The 17,471-nt window shown below is 66.6% G+C and carries 19 protein-coding genes; 3 read left to right on the forward strand and 16 right to left on the reverse strand.

Annotated elements, in window-relative coordinates; genetic code table 11:
• Nucleotides 1-22 precede the first annotated feature (22 nt).
• Nucleotides 23-1,846 carry a glutamine--fructose-6-phosphate transaminase (isomerizing) gene (glmS, locus tag ACGHN1_RS07515; protein ID WP_390549945.1) on the reverse strand — a complete coding sequence of 608 codons (1,824 nt, stop codon included), beginning with the start codon at nt 1,844-1,846 and terminating at the stop codon, nt 23-25.
• Between the two features lie 55 nt (nt 1,847-1,901).
• Nucleotides 1,902-2,798 carry a DMT family transporter gene (locus ACGHN1_RS07520; RefSeq protein ID WP_390549948.1) on the reverse strand — a complete coding sequence of 299 codons (897 nt, stop codon included), beginning with the start codon at nt 2,796-2,798 and terminating at the stop codon, nt 1,902-1,904.
• 229 nt (nt 2,799-3,027) lie between these two features.
• Between ACGHN1_RS07520 and ACGHN1_RS07525 the strand changes: the two genes are divergently transcribed.
• Together ACGHN1_RS07525 and ACGHN1_RS07530 are read left to right on the forward strand one after the other, a co-directional pair.
• Nucleotides 3,028-4,548 carry a CpaF family protein gene (locus ACGHN1_RS07525; RefSeq protein ID WP_390549950.1) on the forward strand — a complete coding sequence of 507 codons (1,521 nt, stop codon included), beginning with the start codon at nt 3,028-3,030 and terminating at the stop codon, nt 4,546-4,548.
• Nucleotides 4,549-4,633: 85 nt separating this feature from the next.
• Nucleotides 4,634-4,801 (forward strand): hypothetical protein, encoded by a 168-nt coding sequence (locus ACGHN1_RS07530; protein WP_390549952.1) that lies wholly within the window; start codon nt 4,634-4,636, stop codon nt 4,799-4,801.
• Nucleotides 4,802-4,803: 2 nt separating this feature from the next.
• Here the strand turns inward: ACGHN1_RS07530 and ACGHN1_RS07535 are convergent, their stop codons facing one another.
• Nucleotides 4,804-5,040, reverse strand: a complete 237-nt coding sequence (locus ACGHN1_RS07535; protein ID WP_390549954.1) for a hypothetical protein — start codon at nt 5,038-5,040, stop codon at nt 4,804-4,806.
• Between the two features lie 94 nt (nt 5,041-5,134).
• Between ACGHN1_RS07535 and ACGHN1_RS07540 the strand changes: the two genes are divergently transcribed.
• Nucleotides 5,135-5,260 carry a hypothetical protein gene (locus tag ACGHN1_RS07540; protein WP_390549955.1) on the forward strand — a complete coding sequence of 42 codons (126 nt, stop codon included), beginning with the start codon at nt 5,135-5,137 and terminating at the stop codon, nt 5,258-5,260.
• 59 nt (nt 5,261-5,319) lie between these two features.
• Here ACGHN1_RS07540 and ACGHN1_RS07545 read toward each other — a convergent pair whose 3' ends face one another.
• The 13 genes from ACGHN1_RS07545 to ACGHN1_RS07605 all read right to left on the reverse strand — a co-directional run bounded on the left by ACGHN1_RS07545 (nt 5,320) and on the right by ACGHN1_RS07605 (nt 17,471).
• Nucleotides 5,320-5,922 (reverse strand): DUF938 domain-containing protein, encoded by a 603-nt coding sequence (locus ACGHN1_RS07545; protein ID WP_390549957.1) that lies wholly within the window; start codon nt 5,920-5,922, stop codon nt 5,320-5,322.
• Nucleotides 5,919-7,475, reverse strand: a complete 1,557-nt coding sequence (locus ACGHN1_RS07550) for a long-chain-fatty-acid--CoA ligase (RefSeq protein ID WP_390549959.1) — start codon at nt 7,473-7,475, stop codon at nt 5,919-5,921. Before ACGHN1_RS07550 ends, ACGHN1_RS07545 begins: the two co-directional genes overlap by 4 nt.
• Nucleotides 7,476-7,591: 116 nt before the next feature.
• Nucleotides 7,592-8,293: an NAD(P)H-binding protein gene (locus ACGHN1_RS07555; RefSeq protein WP_390549960.1), complete on the reverse strand. Its 702-nt coding sequence runs from the start codon at nt 8,291-8,293 to the stop codon at nt 7,592-7,594.
• Nucleotides 8,286-9,446, reverse strand: a complete 1,161-nt coding sequence (locus ACGHN1_RS07560) for a deoxyguanosinetriphosphate triphosphohydrolase (protein ID WP_390549962.1) — start codon at nt 9,444-9,446, stop codon at nt 8,286-8,288. Before ACGHN1_RS07560 ends, ACGHN1_RS07555 begins: the two co-directional genes overlap by 8 nt.
• A gap of 64 nt (nt 9,447-9,510) precedes the next feature.
• Nucleotides 9,511-10,203 (reverse strand): aspartate/glutamate racemase family protein, encoded by a 693-nt coding sequence (locus ACGHN1_RS07565; RefSeq protein ID WP_390549964.1) that lies wholly within the window; start codon nt 10,201-10,203, stop codon nt 9,511-9,513.
• A 66-nt stretch (nt 10,204-10,269) separates the two neighbouring features.
• The gene (locus ACGHN1_RS07570) at nt 10,270-11,274 is read right to left on the reverse strand and encodes an alpha/beta fold hydrolase (RefSeq protein ID WP_390549965.1); all 1,005 of its coding nucleotides are present in this window, start codon (nt 11,272-11,274) and stop codon (nt 10,270-10,272) included.
• 172 nt (nt 11,275-11,446) lie between these two features.
• Nucleotides 11,447-12,463 carry an SO2930 family diheme c-type cytochrome gene (locus ACGHN1_RS07575; protein WP_390549967.1) on the reverse strand — a complete coding sequence of 339 codons (1,017 nt, stop codon included), beginning with the start codon at nt 12,461-12,463 and terminating at the stop codon, nt 11,447-11,449.
• On the reverse strand, nt 12,460-13,677 hold the full coding sequence (locus tag ACGHN1_RS07580; protein ID WP_390549969.1) for a parallel beta-helix domain-containing protein: 1,218 nt from the start codon (nt 13,675-13,677) through the stop codon (nt 12,460-12,462). Before ACGHN1_RS07580 ends, ACGHN1_RS07575 begins: the two co-directional genes overlap by 4 nt.
• A 78-nt stretch (nt 13,678-13,755) precedes the next feature.
• Nucleotides 13,756-14,073 carry a hypothetical protein gene (locus ACGHN1_RS07585; RefSeq protein WP_390549971.1) on the reverse strand — a complete coding sequence of 106 codons (318 nt, stop codon included), beginning with the start codon at nt 14,071-14,073 and terminating at the stop codon, nt 13,756-13,758.
• Nucleotides 14,073-15,566 carry an NAD(P)(+) transhydrogenase (Re/Si-specific) subunit beta gene (locus ACGHN1_RS07590; RefSeq protein ID WP_390550896.1) on the reverse strand — a complete coding sequence of 498 codons (1,494 nt, stop codon included), beginning with the start codon at nt 15,564-15,566 and terminating at the stop codon, nt 14,073-14,075. Before ACGHN1_RS07590 ends, ACGHN1_RS07585 begins: the two co-directional genes overlap by 1 nt.
• Before the next feature lie 32 nt (nt 15,567-15,598).
• Nucleotides 15,599-15,883 (reverse strand): NAD(P) transhydrogenase subunit alpha, encoded by a 285-nt coding sequence (locus ACGHN1_RS07595; RefSeq protein WP_006833497.1) that lies wholly within the window; start codon nt 15,881-15,883, stop codon nt 15,599-15,601.
• Complete coding sequence (locus ACGHN1_RS07600) at nt 15,883-16,257, reverse strand: endonuclease domain-containing protein (protein ID WP_390549973.1); 375 nt, start codon at nt 16,255-16,257, stop codon at nt 15,883-15,885. The genes ACGHN1_RS07595 and ACGHN1_RS07600 overlap by 1 nt, the downstream gene beginning before the upstream one ends.
• A 92-nt stretch (nt 16,258-16,349) precedes the next feature.
• On the reverse strand, nt 16,350-17,471 hold the full coding sequence (locus ACGHN1_RS07605) for an NAD(P) transhydrogenase subunit alpha (protein WP_390550897.1): 1,122 nt from the start codon (nt 17,469-17,471) through the stop codon (nt 16,350-16,352).

Consider the following 17,471-nt stretch of genomic DNA (forward strand, 5'->3'; position numbering starts at 1 on the left):
AACGACGCGCCCCAAGGGCTTGTCATTCTACGGTGACGGATTTCGCCAGATTGCGCGGCTGGTCGACATCGGTGCCTTTTACGCAGGCGACGTGATAGGCGAGAAGCTGGACCGGGATCGCATAGACCAGCGGCGCGATCAGGGGATGCACCTGTGGCATCTCGATCGTCGCCATGCAGCCTTCGCCGGCATCCTCCAGGCCCTTGGCATCGGAGATCAGCACGATCTTGCCGCCCCGCGCGCGCACCTCTTCCATGTTCGAAACCGTCTTTTCGAAGAGCGGACCCGACGGCGCCAGCACGATAACCGGAACATCGTCGTCGATCAGCGCGATCGGGCCGTGCTTCATTTCCCCTGCGGCATAACCTTCGGCATGGATGTAACTGATTTCCTTGAGTTTCAGCGCGCCTTCCATTGCCAAGGGAAAATCCTGTCCGCGCCCAAGGTAGAGCACGTCGCGCGCCGGTGCGATCAAATGTGCCATCGCCGCGATATCGTCGTCGTGATCGAGCGCTGCGTTGAGGCTGGCGGGCGCTTCGAGCAGATGCTGGACGACCTCGGCCTCCTCGGCGCGATCCATCAGTCCCTTCTTGACCGCCATGTGGGCGGCAAGCGCAGCCAGGACCGCGAGCTGGCAGGTGAAGGCCTTGGTGCTGGCAACGCCGATCTCAGGCCCGGCGTGGGTGGGCAGCAGAAGGTCCGCCTCGCGCGCCATGGTGCTGGTCGGTACGTTGACCACTGCGGCGATTGTCTGGCCGTTTTCCTTGCAGTGGCGCAGCGCCGCAAGTGTGTCGGCAGTCTCGCCCGACTGGCTGATGAAGAGCGACAACCCGCCCTCCTCGAGCACCGGCTCGCGGTATCGGAATTCGCTGGCGACATCGATATCGACCGGAACGCGGGCGAATTGCTCGAACCAGTATTTCGCCACCAGCCCGGCATAGAAGGACGTGCCGCAAGCGACGATGGTGACACGGCGAATGCGCGAGATATCGAAGTCGAACTGCGGCAGGGCGACCTGATTGTTGGCTTGATGAATATACGAAGAGAGCGTCTGCGCCACCACGGTGGGCTGCTCGAATATCTCCTTCTGCATGTAGTGGCGGTAATTGCCTTTCTCCACCGCCTCTGCCGAGGCACCCGAGCTGCGAATTTCCCGCTCGGCCGGCTCGTTGCCTTCGTCGAAGACGTGGGCAGCGGACCGGTCGATGATCACCAGATCGCCTTCTTCGAGATAGGAAATCTGCTGGGTCAGCGGCGCCAACGCGAGCGCATCGGACCCGAGGAACATCTCGTCCTCGCCATATCCGACCACCAGCGGGGAGCCGAGCCGCGCGCCGATCAGCATGTCGGGATGGGCCCGGAAGGCGATGGCGATGGCAAAGGCCCCGCGCAGTCGCGGCAGGACGGCCCTCACGGCATCCGCCGGCTCCGCCCCGTTCTCGTATTCGCGGCTGATGAGATGCGCGACCACCTCGCTGTCGGTATCGCTCTCCAGCGTCCTGCCGTCGGCGCGCAGTTCCGCCCGCAACTCCTTGAAGTTCTCGATGATGCCGTTGTGGACCAGCGCCAGATGCTCGGTCGCGTGGGGATGGGCGTTGTTCGCGGTCGGCGCGCCGTGGGTGGCCCAGCGCGTGTGCGCGATGCCGATATCTCCCGGGGCGGGATTGGAGGCGAGTTCGGTGACCAGATTGTCGAGCTTGCCCTGCGCGCGTCGCCGCACCAGATCGCCCTCGGCGATTGTGCACAGGCCGGCGCTGTCATATCCGCGGTATTCCATCCGCCGAAGCCCGTCGACCAGCCGGTCGGCAACCGGCTCCCCGCTGACGATCCCGATGATTCCGCACATATTCCGTCGCTTTCCCTGAATCTGGACCCGCGATGTAGCGCTTCGCGCGAGACGATCAATCGTCGATCGGTGCGGACCCCGGTGTCCGCCACCACAGGACGAGACCCGCCCCGATGATGATCGCGGCACCGGCCAGGGTCAGGGCATCGGGTACATCGGAGAACAGCAGGTAGCCCAGGACCGTTGCCACGACCATCTGGACGTAGGTGGACGGCGCTATGGTCGCTGCGCCGGCGCGTTCCGTGCCGAGATAGACCAGCCAATGCGCACTGCTGGCGGTGACCGCGACGATCGCGCAGCGCGCCGCTACCGTCCAGTCCGGGGTACCGACCGCGAGCATCGGCGCTCCGCTGACATGCCCGATGGCGGCGGCCGCGACCAGGAACGGCGTCGCCCCCAAGGCAATGAAGGCCTGCATCGAAAGGGCGCTGCCCTGCCCGGCGCTCGCACGGTTTGCAAGCACCATGAGCGCGAAAAAGAGCGCGCTGCCCAGAGGCAGGAGCGCCACCGGGCCCAGCGTTGTCAGGTTGGGGCGCAGGATCAACACAACACCTATCAAGGCGGCCGGAGAGACCAGCCAGACCGCAGGCCGCACCTTTTCCCCCAGCAACGGCCCGCTCAACAGCGCGACGAAGATCGGCGCAACGAAAGTCAGCGCCATCGCGGTGGCCAGCGGCAGGACGAAGATCGCCGAGAAAAAGCAGATGGTCGCTCCGGCAACGCAGAATCCCCGCGCCAGCTGGAGCAGCGGATTGCGCGGGCGGAACCCGGCCGGCCCCTCTCGGCGATAAAGGAGAATGCAAAGACCCGCCGCGCCGATCGAGAAGCGCAGCGCCGCGACCGCCACCGGCGACCATGCGCCCGCCATCGTCTTTACCACGGCATCGCCGACCGACAGCAGCGCGAAGCCGCAGATCGCCAGCATCAAGCCGCGGCGCTCGTCCGTCTGCATTCCATCCCTGTCCGAAAAATCCTGAGGTCCGAGAAATCGTAAGTCTTTGCCGCTAGGCTTTCCTCCACGACCCGGCAAGGCTGCCGCCGTTTCCGCAGCCGGGAACGGGCCGCGGACGCCGCTGCTTAGGAAAAAATCAAGGTTTCCGGAATATTGACCATGCTCCGCAAGCGGACCTTCGCCACACACCGGCACGGTTCTGTTGAAAGACGATCTCGGGGATCAGGAAATGAGCGCATTCGGACGGAAAAACGGACCGGGGGGCATGAACTCCGGTGCGCGTCCACAGTTCGGGATTGCAAAGCCGATGCGGGGCGGTTCTCCGGCCCCGACGCGCGACAATTCCGAGGCGAGCGGCGGCGACCAGTTCCCGCCGCTTCCCGACGAGGATGCCGACGGTAGCGCCAATCCCGCAACCAACGAGGCGATGGCGCGGCTTTCGGACCGCGCCAATCGCGTCCACAGCGGCGAAGCCGAGATCGGCGGCTTCGAGGCGAGCGTCCACAAGATCAAGGAACAGGTGCTGCCGCGCCTGCTCGAGCGCGTCGATCCGGAAGCCGCGGCGACGCTGACCAAGGACGAGCTGTCCGAGGAATTCCGGCCGATCATCCTCGAGGTGCTCGCCGAACTCAAGGTCACGCTCAACCGCCGCGAGCAGTTCGCGCTGGAAAAGGTCCTGGTCGACGAACTGCTCGGCTTCGGTCCACTCGAGGAATTGCTCAACGATCCCGACGTTTCCGACATCATGGTCAACGGGCCGGACCAGACATACATCGAAAAGAAGGGCAAGCTGACGATCGCGCCGATCCGGTTCCGCGACGAACAGCACCTGTTCCAGATCGCTCAGCGCATCGTCAACCAGGTCGGCCGCCGCGTCGACCAGACCACGCCGCTGGCCGACGCGCGCCTCAAGGACGGCAGCCGCGTCAACGTGATCGTCCCGCCGCTGTCGCTGCGCGGCACCGCCATCTCGATTCGTAAGTTCTCCGAAAAGCCGATTACCATCGACATGCTCAAGGGCTTCGGCTCGATGGACGAGAAGATGGCGACCGCCCTCAAGATCGCCGGCGCCTGCCGGATGAACATCGTCATTTCCGGCGGCACCGGTTCGGGCAAGACGACGATGCTGAATGCCCTCTCGAAAATGATCGACCCGGGCGAGCGCGTGCTGACCATCGAAGACGCGGCCGAACTGCGCTTGCAGCAACCGCACTGGTTGCCGCTCGAAACGCGCCCGCCGAACCTTGAAGGCCAGGGCGCGATCACCATCGGCGACCTCGTCAAGAACGCGCTGCGCATGCGCCCCGACCGGATCATCCTGGGCGAGATTCGCGGCGCGGAATGCTTCGACCTGCTCGCCGCGATGAACACCGGCCACGACGGCTCGATGTGCACGCTCCACGCAAACAGCCCGCGCGAATGCCTCGGCCGTATGGAAAACATGATCCTGATGGGCGACATCAAGATCCCGAAGGAGGCGATCAGCCGCCAGATCGCGGAATCGGTGGACCTGATCGTCCAGGTCAAGCGCCTGCGCGACGGTTCGCGTCGCACGACCAACGTTACCGAAGTCATCGGGATGGAAGGCGACGTCATCGTCACCCAGGAGCTGTTCAAATTCGAATATCTGGATGAAAGCGAAGACGGGAAGATCCTCGGCGAATTCCGCTCCAGCGGTTTGCGGCCCTACACTCTGGAGAAGGCTCGTCAGTTCGGTTTCGACCAGGCCTATCTCGAAGCCTGCCTCTGATCGATCCGGATCGCCCGTTCGGCGGTTTCCTACAATACCGGCCATCGCCAGGGTGCTACGGAGGCTCTCGATGTAAGGGCCGATCATGGAATACGGAATTTTCTTCGAGCGCAGGCGGATCAAGACCGAACCGGTGAACGATAGCAACTGTCCTAGCGAAGGTCGCTTCACCGAACTGCTGAGCGAATCCTTCCGGACGATGCGTGCGCGGGCCGGCAAAGCCGAGGCACCGATCGACACCGAAGCCGCCTGAGGTCACGCGCCGGTCAACAGCGCCGGCAACGCTAGGGCCAGCATCCCTCCGCCGGATACCGCCAGCAGCAGGAACAGCCCGGTCCAGGGCACCCAGCCGACCCGATCGATCTCTCCGCGCTTCAGGCGACGGCGATCCATCCACATCGCGATCGCTGCTGCGACCAGCAATGCGATGCCCGAGAAGGCCAGCAATTCTGCATCGCTGGCAAACAGAAAGTCGTCGATGAGGTTCGTCATACTGTCAGATATGTAGGTCGCGGGAACTCGAATTCATTTGGTCGGTTTTTGCCTCTGGACGCCCATCGGGGGCTCTTCGGGAAAGGAAAATTCTATGCGCAAGATCATGATGGCACTCGGTTTGGCCGCGATGACCCTCTCCGCCGCCGCCTGCAACACCGTGCGCGGTGCCGGTGCAGACCTCGAATCCGCTGCGAACGAGGTCGACGAGGAAATCTGAAGTCGCGAACTTTTCGAATGGAGGCGCCCGCCAATCGGCGGGCGTTTTCGTTTTCGGCGTCAGTCTCCCGCGCTCCTTCGATAGACCAAAATGATATTGTTGGCCGGCATCGCATAGCGCGCAGTTCGCTTGAACCCCCGGCTCCGCGCCAATTCGTCGATGGCCTCTGACCGGCGCAGTCCCCATGCGGGATCGCGCGATTTCAGGCTCTCGTCGAAGGCCAGATTGGATTCGGTGGTATCGACGTCGCCTTCCAGATAGGGGCCATAGAGGATCAGGGGGCCATCGGTCGGCAGGATCCGGGCCGCATGTCCGAACAGTCCCTCGGTCGCCGACCACGGCGAGATATGGACCATGTTGATGCACAGGATCGCCGCGGCCCGGTCCAGCGGCGCATCCGGGCCGGTAGCGTCGAATACCGCCGCGGGCCGCAGATTTGCGAGCCCGGTCTCGCTCGCATAGGCATCGATCGAAGCGAGCGCGTCTGCATCCACATCGCTCGGCTGCCAGTCGAGATGCGGAAAGGTCCGCGCGAAGAACACGGCGTGCTGCCCGCTCCCGCTCGCGACCTCGAGCACCGTTCCCGTCTCCGGCAATTCCCGCGCCAGCACCTCGGCGATGGGCTGCGAATTGCGGGCCGCGGCAGGTGCGTGACGCTTCAATTGACCAGCCTGTCTCGTCCGGCCCAATAGGGCGCGCGCAATTCCCGGCGCAGGATCTTGCCCGAGGGATTGCGCGGCATTTCGGCGATGACGTCCACCGAACGCGGGACCTTGAACCCCGCCAGCCGCTCGCGGGTCCAGGCGATGACGTCGCTCTCGTCGACTGTGGCCCCCGCCCTGGGCACGATACAGGCCTTCACCGCCTCGCCCCATGTGTCGTCCGGCACGCCGATCACCGCGACCTCGGCCACCGCCGGATGGCCGTAGATCGCGCTTTCGACCTGAGCGGGATAGACGTTCTCGCCTCCGGAGATGATCATGTCCTTCATCCGGTCCTGAATGTAGATGTAGCCGTCCTCGTCCATGTAGGCGGCATCGCCGGTGTGCATCCAGCCATCGCGCAGGGCCTCGGCGGTGGCATCAGGCAAATTCCAGTAACCGAGCATATTCGACGGGGATCGGAACACCAGTTCGCCAACCTCCCCCCGTGGCAATTCCGTGCCGTCCTCTCCGACGATTCTCGCCTGCGTCCCGGGAAGCGGCTTGCCGGCCGATCGCATGCGCTGGTTGCCCGCAGTGTCATGGTCCTCGCCCGGAAGGGCGGCGACCGTACCGGTGGTCTCGGTCATGCCGTACACCTGGACGAAATCGGCATTGGGGATGGTCGCCACCGCTTCGCGCAACAGGTCGAGCGGGATCGGCGCGGCCCCATAGAAGACGTATTTGACCGCGGAGAAGTCGGTCGTCTTCGCTCGCGGATGATGAACGACCATTTGCAAGGCCGCGGGTACGATGAACATCCGCGTCGCCCCCTGTTCGAAGGCGTCGAGTACTCCGTCCGGCGTGAATTCCGCCTGCACGATCGCGCGGGCACCCGCCCCCATCGCCATCACTCCGAGCCCGGTCCCGCCGATATGCGCGCAGGGCATGGCGATCAGCAGGGCCTCATCATCGTCCCATTCGGCCCAGGGAACCCCCGCTTCCTCCCCCGGCTTGCGCAGGGCGAAGAGGTTGCGGTTGGAAAGCACCGCGCCCTTGGGATTGCCGGTGGTGCCGCTGGTGTAGAGCTGGAGGACCGCGTCGTCCGGAGCCGCCGGCGTGAAGTCCCGCGGTTCCTGCGCTTCCAGACGCGCCTCCGCCTCCCGTGCGGAAAGGATCGCTGGCGGGTTGGCGATCTCCGTGCAGGCCGCCCTTGCCGCATCGTCGAAGCCAGGGCCGGCTAACAGCAGCTTTGCATCCGTATCGCGCAGGATGAAGGCGACCTCGGGTATTGCCAGCCGCCAGCCGATCGGAACCATCACCGCCCCGCAGCGCGCCGCGGCGTAGAACAGTTCGAAATAGAGTGTCGCGTTCTTGCCCAGCCAGGCGATGCGATCGCCTTTCTCTACGCCCAATTCGCGGAACAGGACGATGGCCTTGCGCGTGCGCCTATCCAGCTCGGCGAAGCCGATCGCGGTTTCGCTGTCTTCTAGAGCGATGCGCTCGGGCGTGTGCTCCGCCCAATGCCGGATGTAGTCGTCGAAACCGATCAGATCGCGCGACGGTGCGGCCATCCTCTCTTCCTCCCTTAATGATCGCAATGTCGCGTTGGGCAATCATGCCACGCGATGGACGTTAGTCCAGCCGCGATTTCTCGACCGCATAGGCAGCGAGGATCAGGGATGCCGCGTCAAACGCTCGCTTCCAATGGCAACGCCAGACTGTTCGCCGCGCGCAGGATGGCGTCGTTCTCGTGCACGAAGCGGCCCTGCGCCGGACGCTTGGCGAAGGCGAGCGCGGCACGGGCGACCTCGCCCGCCTCGATCGCCCGATAGCGCCGGTAGGAGCCATGGAGCAGCAGGTTGACGAGCGGGGCCACCATGATCCCCAGCCGCTCCCCCGCCCTGCGGTCCGCGTCCCGCTGGCCGCGCAACAGGCCGGGGCGCAGGATGTCGAGCCGGTGGAGCCCCATCTTCCTCAGCGCGGCGTCGGTTTCTCCCTTGGCGCGCAGATAGAAGGACCGCGCCGCCGGATCGGCGCCGACCGAGCTCACCGAGACGAAGCGTTCGACGCCATGTTCCTTCGCGGCCTGCGCCACCGCGAGCACGAGATCCTTGTCGACGGCGCGAAAGACCTCTTCGTCCTTCCCCGCCTTGGCCCAGGTGGTGCCGAGCGCGCAGACCAGCGCCTTGGGCCGGACGGCCTCGATGACCTCGCTCCACTTGTCCGGTTCGGCGACGAACATCTCCATCCGCGCACCCGGCGGCAGCGCCGCTTCGCGCCGCGCGATACCGGCAAGGCGGACATCCTCGCGCCCGACGCAGGCCTCGATCAGCTTGCCGCCGATCAGGCCCGTCGCTCCGACAAGCGCGACCCGCAGCGGTTCAGACATTGCTGAGCCCTTCCGGCACCATGCCGTAGATGCGGCGGCACTGTTCGATGGCGAAGCGGTCGGTCATGCCGGCGACGAAGTCGCAGATGTGCCGGCTGCGTTCGGGATCGGCGGCGGGCAGCTGTTCCCGCCACGCGCGGGGCAGAGTGGTCTCGTCCTGGCGGTAGGCGACGAACAGCCGGGCGATGACATCGCGGGCGCCTTCCGCCGTCGCCAGCTGTTCGGGGTGGTAGTAGAGATTGTCGTACATGAAGGTCTTCAGCTGCCGCTCCTGCGCCGCCATGCCGGGCGAGAAGCCCGCAAGCTGGCGACCGGCGTCCCGCACCTCGTCCGCGCTCGCCAGCCCGCCCACCTCGGCACCGGTCCGGGCGATGACGTCGTTGACCATCAGCCCGATCTGGGTGCGGATCAGTTCGCGCAGCTGCCGGTCGCGGGGCGCGGTCGGGTAACGCCGCTCCACCTCGCGCCACTGATCGGCGACGAAGTCGAGCGCGAGCAGCTGATCGAGTGTCAGGAACCCGGCGCGCAAGCCATCGTCGATGTCGTGGTTGTCGTAGGCGATGTCGTCGGCGACGTTGGCGATCTGCGCCTCCAGCGAAGGCCACTGGCCGAGCGCCAGCGGGTAGGCCTCGTCGATGTCGCGTAAAGCCCAGTTCGGGGCGGCGACGGGGCCGTTGTGCTTGGCCATCCCCTCCAGCGTTTCCCAGGTGAGGTTCAGCCCCTCGTGTTCGGGATAGGGGCTCTCGATCCGCGCCAGCGTGCGCAACCCGTGGGCGTTGTGATCGTAGCCGCCGGCATGAGCCATGGCTTCGGACAGGGCCTTCTCGCCGGCATGGCCGAAGGGCGGATGGCCGATGTCGTGGCCGAGGCTGAGCGCCTCGGTCAGGTCCTCGTCGAGCCGCAGCGCGCGGGCCAGCACGCGGGCGATCTGCGAGACCTCGAGGCTGTGCGTCAGCCGGGTGCGGTAATGGTCGCCGTCGGGCGAGACGAAGACCTGGGTCTTGGAACGCAGCCGGCGGAAGGCGATCGAATGGATGATGCGGTCGCGGTCCCGCTGGAAGGCACTGCGCGGGCCCCGGGCCGCGCCGCTTTCGGTCCGGAACTCCCGCCCGCGCGAGAGAGCGGGGTCGCTGGCATAGGGGGCGCGGTCCATCGCCGGCGGGCCTATGCGAGCCGCGCCGGCCCGGCAACGTGAACAGATTGGCAACCCCGGGGCTTCAGCCTTCCAGCATCCACTCCGCCGCGGCCTGGCAGTGGATCTCGGTGGTATCGAACACCGGCAGCACGTTGGCATCGGTATCGACCACCAACGCCAGTTCGGTGCAGGCCAGCACGATCGCTTCCGCCCCGGCCTGTTCCTTGCGGGTGATGATGGTCTTCAAGGCGCGTTCGGCGTCGCGCGAGACCTTGCCCAGCATCAACTCCTTGTAGATGATCGAATCGACCATCTCGACGTCGTCCATGTCCGGCGGGAGCAGGTCGACCCCGTGAGCCACAAGCCGCTGCCGGAAGAAGCTCTCCGTCATCACCGCGCGGGTGCCGAGCAGCGCGGCGCTCTTCGTCTCGCGCGCTTCCATTACCTTGCCGGTCTCGTCGGCGACATGGATGATCGGGATCGAGACCATCTCGGCCAGCCGGTCGTAGATGCGGTGCATCGAATTGGCGCAGACCAGCAAGCCTTCCGCCCCCGCCCCCTCGAGCCGCTGCGCGCTCTCGCCGAGAATTGCCACCGCGCGGTCCCAGCCCTCATCGTCGTGGACGGCATAGAGCGGCGCGTAGTCGAGGCTTTCGATCAGGAGCGGCGCGCTCGAGGTCGGCGAGCGCTCCTTCTGCACCAGCTTGTTGATCCGTTCGTAATAGGCGCGGGTCGACACCCAGCTCATGCCGCCGATCAGTCCGAGTTTCCGCAAGGCCGCGCGCCCCTTCCCTGTTGCCGTGTCCCTGCACGCCGCAAAGGCGCGCCTCATGATTGCCGCTTATCGTGTTTGTCGCCCAACGACCGGGGCCGGGCGGGGTTCCGCCCCCGGGTCGATCGCCTCCAGACCGGCAAGCCACTGGCGCAGATCGGCAACACTTCGCCCCGGAGCCTCCTCGTGCGGCAGGTGGCCGATGCCGGGATAGGCGACGAGCGTGGCGTTCGGGAGCGCCTCCCGGTACCACTCGGCGGCGGCATAGGGGATCAGCGCATCTTCCTCGCCCCACATCACCAGCGTCGGCACGTCGACCTGGGCGATCTCCTCGGCGGTGAAAGCGGTGCGCGGGGTGGCGAAGCGCTTCGCGGTCGCGGCGCGGTTGCCGGGATAGCGCGCCAGTTCCCAGTAGCGGTCGACCGCTTCAGGGGTGACGACATCCTGGTTGGACACCGACTGGCTCAGGCTGCGCTCGATCATCGCCCGCGGCAGCACGGTGCTCAGCAGCGAACTGACCCCCGGAATGCGCGCCAGCGTGAAGGCGATGTTGCCGCCCCCGCCCTCACGCTTGATCGGCGCGCCGCCCGCATCGACCAGCACCAGCCCCGCCAGCCGTTCGGGATGGCGGATGGCATAGCCCATGGCGATCCCGCCGCCCATCGAGTTGCCCGCCAGCACGAAGCGTTCGAGCCCGAGCCGGTCGGCCATTTCCCCGACATCGCCGACGAAGGCATCGAGCGCGTAATCGCCGTCAATCGCCGGGCCGGTGAGGCCGTGGCCGATCTGGTCGAAGCGGATCACGCGGTAATCGGCCTTCAGCGCGTCGACCCAGGGCTGCCAGGTGTGGAGATCGGCGTTGGAGCCGTGGAGCAGGACGATGGCGGGTGCGTTCCGCGGCCCCTCGTCGCGGTAATGGACCTCGAGCCCGTCGGACAGCGTGACGAATTCGGACGGCGGGCCGCCGTACTTCGCCCGCATCGCCGCAGGATCGGTGTCCTCCACCCGGAAGACGATCAGGGCGAGGAAGAGGAGGCCGAAGAGGACGGCGAGGCCCCGCAGCACCCACTTCATCGGCACCGTCCCCGTTCAGTTTCGCGGCTTAGGGACTGAACGGTGTTACAGGTGTTACACTGTCCAAGGGAAAGAAACGCAGGGGTCGCATCCACACGCCGCGCAGGGTGGTAGAAGGAGAGGTCTCGGGCGGTCATGCGCCGGGTCTAGCACCGCTCCCACGCGTAGGAAATCAGCTCGGCGCCATCTCCGCGATCCAGCGGCGCACCACCGCGAGCCCGTCCTCGTCGACCGTCGACTTGCCGAGTTCCGGCATAGCTACCCCGGGTTCCACGCTGTCCATGCGGTGGACCATGATCGAATCGCCGGGCTGCCCGGGCACCACCGAGAATTCGTGGCCGCCCGATCCGCGGCCCGCCGCGACCGGACGCTTGAACACGCCGAGCGCCTCGGGATCGTCCTGTTCCCAGCGCAGGTCGAGCCCGCTGTTGGACGCGGTCGCACCCGGGCGATGGCAATGCGCGCAATTGACGTCGAGGTAGGCGCGCGCCGCAAGGCGGGCGGGGACCGCGTCGCGGTTCTCCCACAGCGGCAGCATGTCGTGCGTGGCGGGCATGGCATCGAGGCGCCGGGCGGCGACCATGTCGGCCAGCCATTCGGTAGACAGGTTGCGCGCCTTGGGCCCGATCGGCACCACCGCGCCCTGGAGCCCGTGGCATTCCTTGCACTGGTTTTTGTTGGGAATGCGGTAGCTGATGCTTTCGCCCGCGGGCGTCGTGACCTGCTTGCGTCCGCCCGCCAGAGCCAGCGTCGCCTCGGTCTGTTCCTCGTTCCAGATATAGGGCAGCGCCACCCAGCCCTCGGCCCGGTGCAGCAGCACGCGGGTCTCGATCAGCCGGCGATCGGCACCCTCGCCGAAGGCGAAGGTCTTGATCATCGCCGCGCCGACCGGGAATTCGAGCAGGCCTTCTCCATCGGCGGCAAGCCGTTCGCCCTCGGGCAGATAGATGAAGCGCAGCTTCTCCGCGCCGTCGGAATAGAGCGGGGTGTTGAGCCGGTAGGGCACGACATTGCGCGCCGGAACCTGCGCCGGCGCATCGGCGAAGAAGCCGTATTCCGACAGCACGCGCGGCATGGTGTCGCCTGCGACGACGGCCTGCGCGACCTCGGCCGGGGGCGTGGCGCGGACCGCCATCGCACCGGCGAGCGACAGAGCCGCCGCGGCAAGGATGGCAGCACCACGGGTCAACCCAGACGGTCCTCGAGCTCGGCAGGCGCACCGATCCCGGCATCGTCCCATGTCGCGTCGGCGGGCTGGGGCACGGAGAGCGGCGCCGGGCTGGCCTCGCCGAAGGACTGGCCGGGCCGCGTCAATCCGAGGGTCCAGCCGGCGATGCCGTCCGCCACCCGCAGCCCCGTGTCGCTCTGGGCAATGCCGTCCCACAGGATCGGCGGCAGCGATCCGCCGAACGCGGCCAGCAATTGGTCGCTGCCGTCGAGCTGCGGCTCGTAGCCGTTGCGCCCGAACACGTTCGCGCCGACCGATACGTTGCGCGCGTAGGGATTGTAGCGCTCGTCCTCGAACGGCTGGGTGTAGGCGATTACCATCACCCCGGCGGTGGGATTGCCGTCGACCACGTTGCCCTCGATCGTGACGTTCTCGTTCGCCATCACCAGGATGCCGGTGCCGCGCCGCACGCTGGCGACGATGTTGCCCGGCGGCGCGAAATTGGCGGTGTCGTTGGCGACCACGAGGTTGCGGCGGACGACCACGTTGCCGCCGCCCATCACCGGCAGGTCGGGCAGGTCGAACACCAGAATGCCCCCGGTGTTACGGGTGGCGAGGTTGTTCTCGACCAGCGCGTTGCGGCTGTTCTCGATCTCGATTCCGGCGACGTTCGCCTCGGCGATGGAATTCCTCACGGTGATACGGTTCGACTGGCCGACATAGATGCCGGCATCGCTGGCGCCGGAGACCTTGACCCCGTCGATCAGCACGCCCTCGCTCTCGACCGGATAGATGCCGTAGGCGCCGTTGGTCGCGTCCGGGCCACCCGTCCAGGTGACGCGGACGCGGTGGTAGACGATGTTGTCGGCGCCCTTGGACTTGACCCCGTCGCCCTTGGGATTTTCGAGCGCGAAATCGCGGACGGTGACGTTGTCGGAGGTGATCAGGAAGCCTTCCCCCGATCCGGCCTGACTGGTGAAGTCGAGCACCGTCTCGTCCATCCCCGCGCCGCGCACGGTGACGTTGTCGACATCGAGGCTGAGCCCGTCTGTCAGCGCGTAGTGCCCGGCCTCGAGCACCACCTCGTCCCCCGGCTCGGCGAGGATCAACGCCTCCTGCAGCCGCTCCTGCGCGCCCTCGCCCGGCGTGACGGTGTGGGTGGCCGCCAGAAGAACGGACGGCGCCAGCGGCGAAGCGCCCAACAGCAGCGCGGAAATCGTCAATGTGCGGATCATGTCACTCTCCCTTCAGCATATTCTGCCTGAAGGGTGGCTGAAAGCAACCCGCCAATCGCGGGGCGTGCGACAGAGGCGTCAGTCGGCGAGACCGGTGGCGCACAGCGCGGCGGAGGACGAGGTCACCGCCACCACCTCGGCATCGCCGACCCGGCGGACCCGGGCCAGGTAGTCGCCGACCGAACTGGGCTCGCGCTCCCGCGCGCCGGTCTTGAGCCGTTCGAGCTTCTTCAGCTGATCGATCGTCAGCCGGTCGACCATGCGGCCCGCCATGCAATCGGAGACGCGCTGGCCGAGGCCCGCCTCGACCAGGGCGGAGCGCACCCGGCTCTCCGCGATCGTCTGGACGCAGCCGCTCGCCATCAGGGCGGCGCACAGGATCAGGGGAGCGCGCATCAATCCATCGCCTTCACGATTTCCTCGACCATCTTCTTGGCATCGGCCAGCAGCATCATGGTCTGGTCCATGTAGAACACGTCGTTGTCGACGCCCGCATAGCCGACGCCGCCCATGCTGCGCTTGATGAAGAACACCTGCTTGGCCTTGTCGACGTCGAACACCGGCATGCCGTAGATTGGCGAGCTCTTGTCGGTCTTGGCCGCCGGGTTCACCACGTCGTTGGCGCCGATGATGAAGGCGACGTCGGCCTGCGCGAATTCCGAATTGATGTCTTCCAGCTCGAAGACGTTCTCGTAGGGCACCTGCGCTTCGGCGAGGAGCACGTTCATGTGCCCCGGCATGCGGCCCGCGACCGGGTGGATGGCGTATTTCACCTCGACGCCCTTCTCTTCCAGCATGTCTGCCATCTCGCGCAAGGCGTGCTGCGCCTGCGCCACCGCCATGCCGTAGCCCGGGATGATGATGACCTTTTCCGCCTGTTCGAGCATGAAGGCCGCATCGGCCGCGCTGCCCTGCTTGTAGGGGCGCTGTTCGCGCGCCTCGCCACTGCCCGAAGAGCTGTCGTCCGCCCCGAACCCCCCCGCGATCACCGAGATGAAGCTGCGGTTCATCGCGCGGCACATGATGTAGCTCAGGATCGCGCCCGAGGAGCCGACCAGCGCGCCGGTGATGATCATCGCCGTATTGCCGAGCGTGAAGCCCATCGCCGCAGCCGCCCAGCCCGAATAGGAGTTCAGCATCGAGACCACGACCGGCATGTCCGCCCCGCCGATGGGGATGATGAGCAGGAAACCGATCACGAAGGCGAGCACGGTCAGCCCGACGATCAGCGGCAGGGTCTGTTCGGGTGCGGCCATCGCGAACAGCGCGGTGAGGACGATGATCGCCGCCAGCGTGCCGAGATTGATGACATGCCGCGCCGGCAGGAGGATCGGCGACCCGCTCATCTTGCCGCTGAGCTTGGCGAAGGCGATGACCGAGCCGGAAAAGGTGATCGCCCCGATGGCGATGCCGAGCCCCATCTCGACCTTGGACACCGCGCCGATGCCGGTGTCGGTCAGCAAGCCGAAGGCGCCTGGATTGAGATAGGCTGCCCAGCCCACCAGCACCGCGGCGAGCCCGACGAGGCTGTGGAAGGCCGCGACCAGCTCGGGCATCGCGGTCATGGCGATGCGACGGGCGATGGTGATGCCGATGATAGCGCCGATCGCGATGGCGGCGATGATTTCCAGCGTCGTCGCGCCGTCGATGATGAGTTCCATCGCGTCGGGCCCTGTCGCCTCGGTGCGCATGGGGAAATGCGTCACCAGCGTCGTCACCACGGCGATCAGCATCCCGATCATGCCGAAGCGGTTGCCCGTCCGGCTCGTCGCGGGCGATGACAACCCGCGCAGCGCGAGGATGAAGAAGACACCCGACACCAGATAGGCGAGCGCGACCCAGGGGTTCACAGGCTCGCCGGTCGCGGCTTGGGCGGGTGCGGCCAGCATCGCAAAAGGCGCGGCAAGGAGAGGGCGACGCATCACTTCTTCTCCTTCTTCTTGTACATCGCCAGCATGCGCGCCGTCACCGCGAAGCCGCCGAAGATATTCACGCTGGCGAGCACGATGCCGAGCAGCCCCAGCCACTTCGCCCCCGGCACGTCCGCCGCCGCCGCCGCGATCAGCGCGCCGACGATGATCACGCTCGAGATCGCATTGGTCACCGCCATCAGCGGCGTGTGCAGCGCCGGGGTGACCGACCAGACCACGTAATAGCCGACGAAACACGCCAGCACGAAGATCGACAGGATCGAAATGAAGTCCACTAACCAGCCTCCCCGGGACGGGGAGGGGGACCGTCCGCAGGACGGTGGAGGGGACTGGCCATCCGCGCGACGATCGCCTCGGCGGTGTCGACCGCGTCCGCGAGCACGCGGGTGGCAGTGACCCTGAGGACCCTGAACCCGTTTTCCTTCATGAATGCCACGCGCCGGTCATCGAACTTTGCGCGGTCGAAATTGTCGTGGGCGCTGCCGTCCACCTCGATGACGTAGCGCTCCGACAGGCAGCAGAAATCGGCGATGTATGGACCGATGGGACGCTGCCTGCGAAATTTGTATCCGTTCGGGCGCAGGCGGAGTTGTTGCCATAGCATCCGCTCGGGCTTGGTCATCTCTCGGCGCAGCTTTCGCGCGCGCAAAACTACAGGTCTCGCGACGAACTTTGACTCCCCTCCACCGCGCTTCGCGCGGTCCCCCTCCCCGTGCCGGGGAGGATGGGCAAGGCCTCCGTTCAAGCGACGAGCCTCTCGTTCACCACCTTGCCCCCTTGCGTGAGCCGCACGGCATTGCCGATTTCCTCGTCGAGCACCGGTCTGCCCGCCTCCTTGTCCCAGAAAGCGGAGAGGAAGTTGTAGAGGTTGCGCGAGTAGAGCGCAGATGCATCCGCCGCGAGGTGCCCGGCGGTGTTGGCATAGCCGACGATCTTAACGCCGTGCTTCTCCACCGTCTCGTCCGCGACCGAGCCTTCCACGTTGCCGCCTTGCGACACCGCGAGGTCGAAGATCACGCTGCCCGGCTTCATGCTGGCGATCTGCGCGTCGCTGACCAGCCGCGGCGCGGCACGCCCCGGGATCAGCGCGGTGGTGATGACGATATCCTGCTTGGCGATATGCGCGCTCACCAGTTCGGCCTGGGCCTTCCGGTATTCCTCGCTCATCTCGGTGGCATAGCCGCCCGAGCCCTCGCCCTCGATCCCAGCGACATTCTCGACGAAGATCGGCTTCGCGCCCAGCGACTGGATCTGCTCTTTCGTCGCGCTGCGCACGTCGGTGGCGGAGACCTGCGCGCCCAGCCGCTTGGCGGTGGCGATCGCCTGGAGGCCCGCGACGCCCACGCCCATCACGAAGACCTTCGCCGCCTGCACCGTGCCCGCGGCGGTCATCATCATCGGGAAGGCGCGCCCGTATTCGTCCGCGCTGGCGATAACCGCCTTGTAGCCGGCGAGGTTGGACTGGCTTGAGAGCACGTCCATGCTCTGCGCCCGGGTGATGCGCGGCATGAACTCCATCGCCAGCGCCTCCAGCCCGGCGCCGGCATAGGCCTGGACGCGTTCGCCCTCGCGGAAGGGATCGAACGTGGCCGCGACCCAGGCACCCGGCTTCGCGCCCGCCAGCGCGGCTGGATCGGGCGCTTGCACGCCGAGCACGATGTCCGCCCCCGCCACCGCCCGTTCGGCGGCAAGGACCTCGGCCCCCGCCTCGGCGAATGCGGCATCGGGGATCGAAGCGCCTTCACCCGCACCCTGTTCCACCGCCATGATGGCGCCGAGCGCGGCGAATTTCCTGACCGTCTCGGGCGTGGCGGCGACCCGGCTTTCGCCCGGCGCGCGCTCCTTTAGGATGGCGATCCGCAA

This window comes from Qipengyuania sp. MTN3-11, assembly GCF_042851825.1.
Lineage (GTDB): Bacteria > Pseudomonadota > Alphaproteobacteria > Sphingomonadales > Sphingomonadaceae > Qipengyuania.

Bases quoted from the DNA above. Each gene is read 5' to 3' on its own strand.
- glmS (WP_390549945.1), bottom strand. From the start codon at position 1,846: ATGTGCGGAATCATCGGGATCGTCAGCGGGGAGCCGGTTGCCGACCGG.
- ACGHN1_RS07520 (WP_390549948.1), bottom strand. From the start codon at position 2,798: ATGCAGACGGACGAGCGCCGCGGCTTGATGCTGGCGATCTGCGGCTTC.
- ACGHN1_RS07525 (WP_390549950.1), top strand. From the start codon at position 3,028: ATGAGCGCATTCGGACGGAAAAACGGACCGGGGGGCATGAACTCCGGT.
- ACGHN1_RS07530 (WP_390549952.1), top strand. From the start codon at position 4,634: ATGGAATACGGAATTTTCTTCGAGCGCAGGCGGATCAAGACCGAACCG.
- ACGHN1_RS07535 (WP_390549954.1), bottom strand. From the start codon at position 5,040: ATGACGAACCTCATCGACGACTTTCTGTTTGCCAGCGATGCAGAATTG.
- ACGHN1_RS07540 (WP_390549955.1), top strand. From the start codon at position 5,135: ATGCGCAAGATCATGATGGCACTCGGTTTGGCCGCGATGACCCTCTCC.
- ACGHN1_RS07550 (WP_390549959.1), bottom strand. From the start codon at position 7,475: ATGGCCGCACCGTCGCGCGATCTGATCGGTTTCGACGACTACATCCGG.
- ACGHN1_RS07555 (WP_390549960.1), bottom strand. From the start codon at position 8,293: ATGTCTGAACCGCTGCGGGTCGCGCTTGTCGGAGCGACGGGCCTGATC.
- ACGHN1_RS07560 (WP_390549962.1), bottom strand. From the start codon at position 9,446: ATGGACCGCGCCCCCTATGCCAGCGACCCCGCTCTCTCGCGCGGGCGG.
- ACGHN1_RS07570 (WP_390549965.1), bottom strand. From the start codon at position 11,274: ATGAAGTGGGTGCTGCGGGGCCTCGCCGTCCTCTTCGGCCTCCTCTTC.
- ACGHN1_RS07580 (WP_390549969.1), bottom strand. From the start codon at position 13,677: ATGATCCGCACATTGACGATTTCCGCGCTGCTGTTGGGCGCTTCGCCG.
- ACGHN1_RS07585 (WP_390549971.1), bottom strand. From the start codon at position 14,073: ATGCGCGCTCCCCTGATCCTGTGCGCCGCCCTGATGGCGAGCGGCTGC.
- ACGHN1_RS07590 (WP_390550896.1), bottom strand. From the start codon at position 15,566: ATGCTGGCCGCACCCGCCCAAGCCGCGACCGGCGAGCCTGTGAACCCC.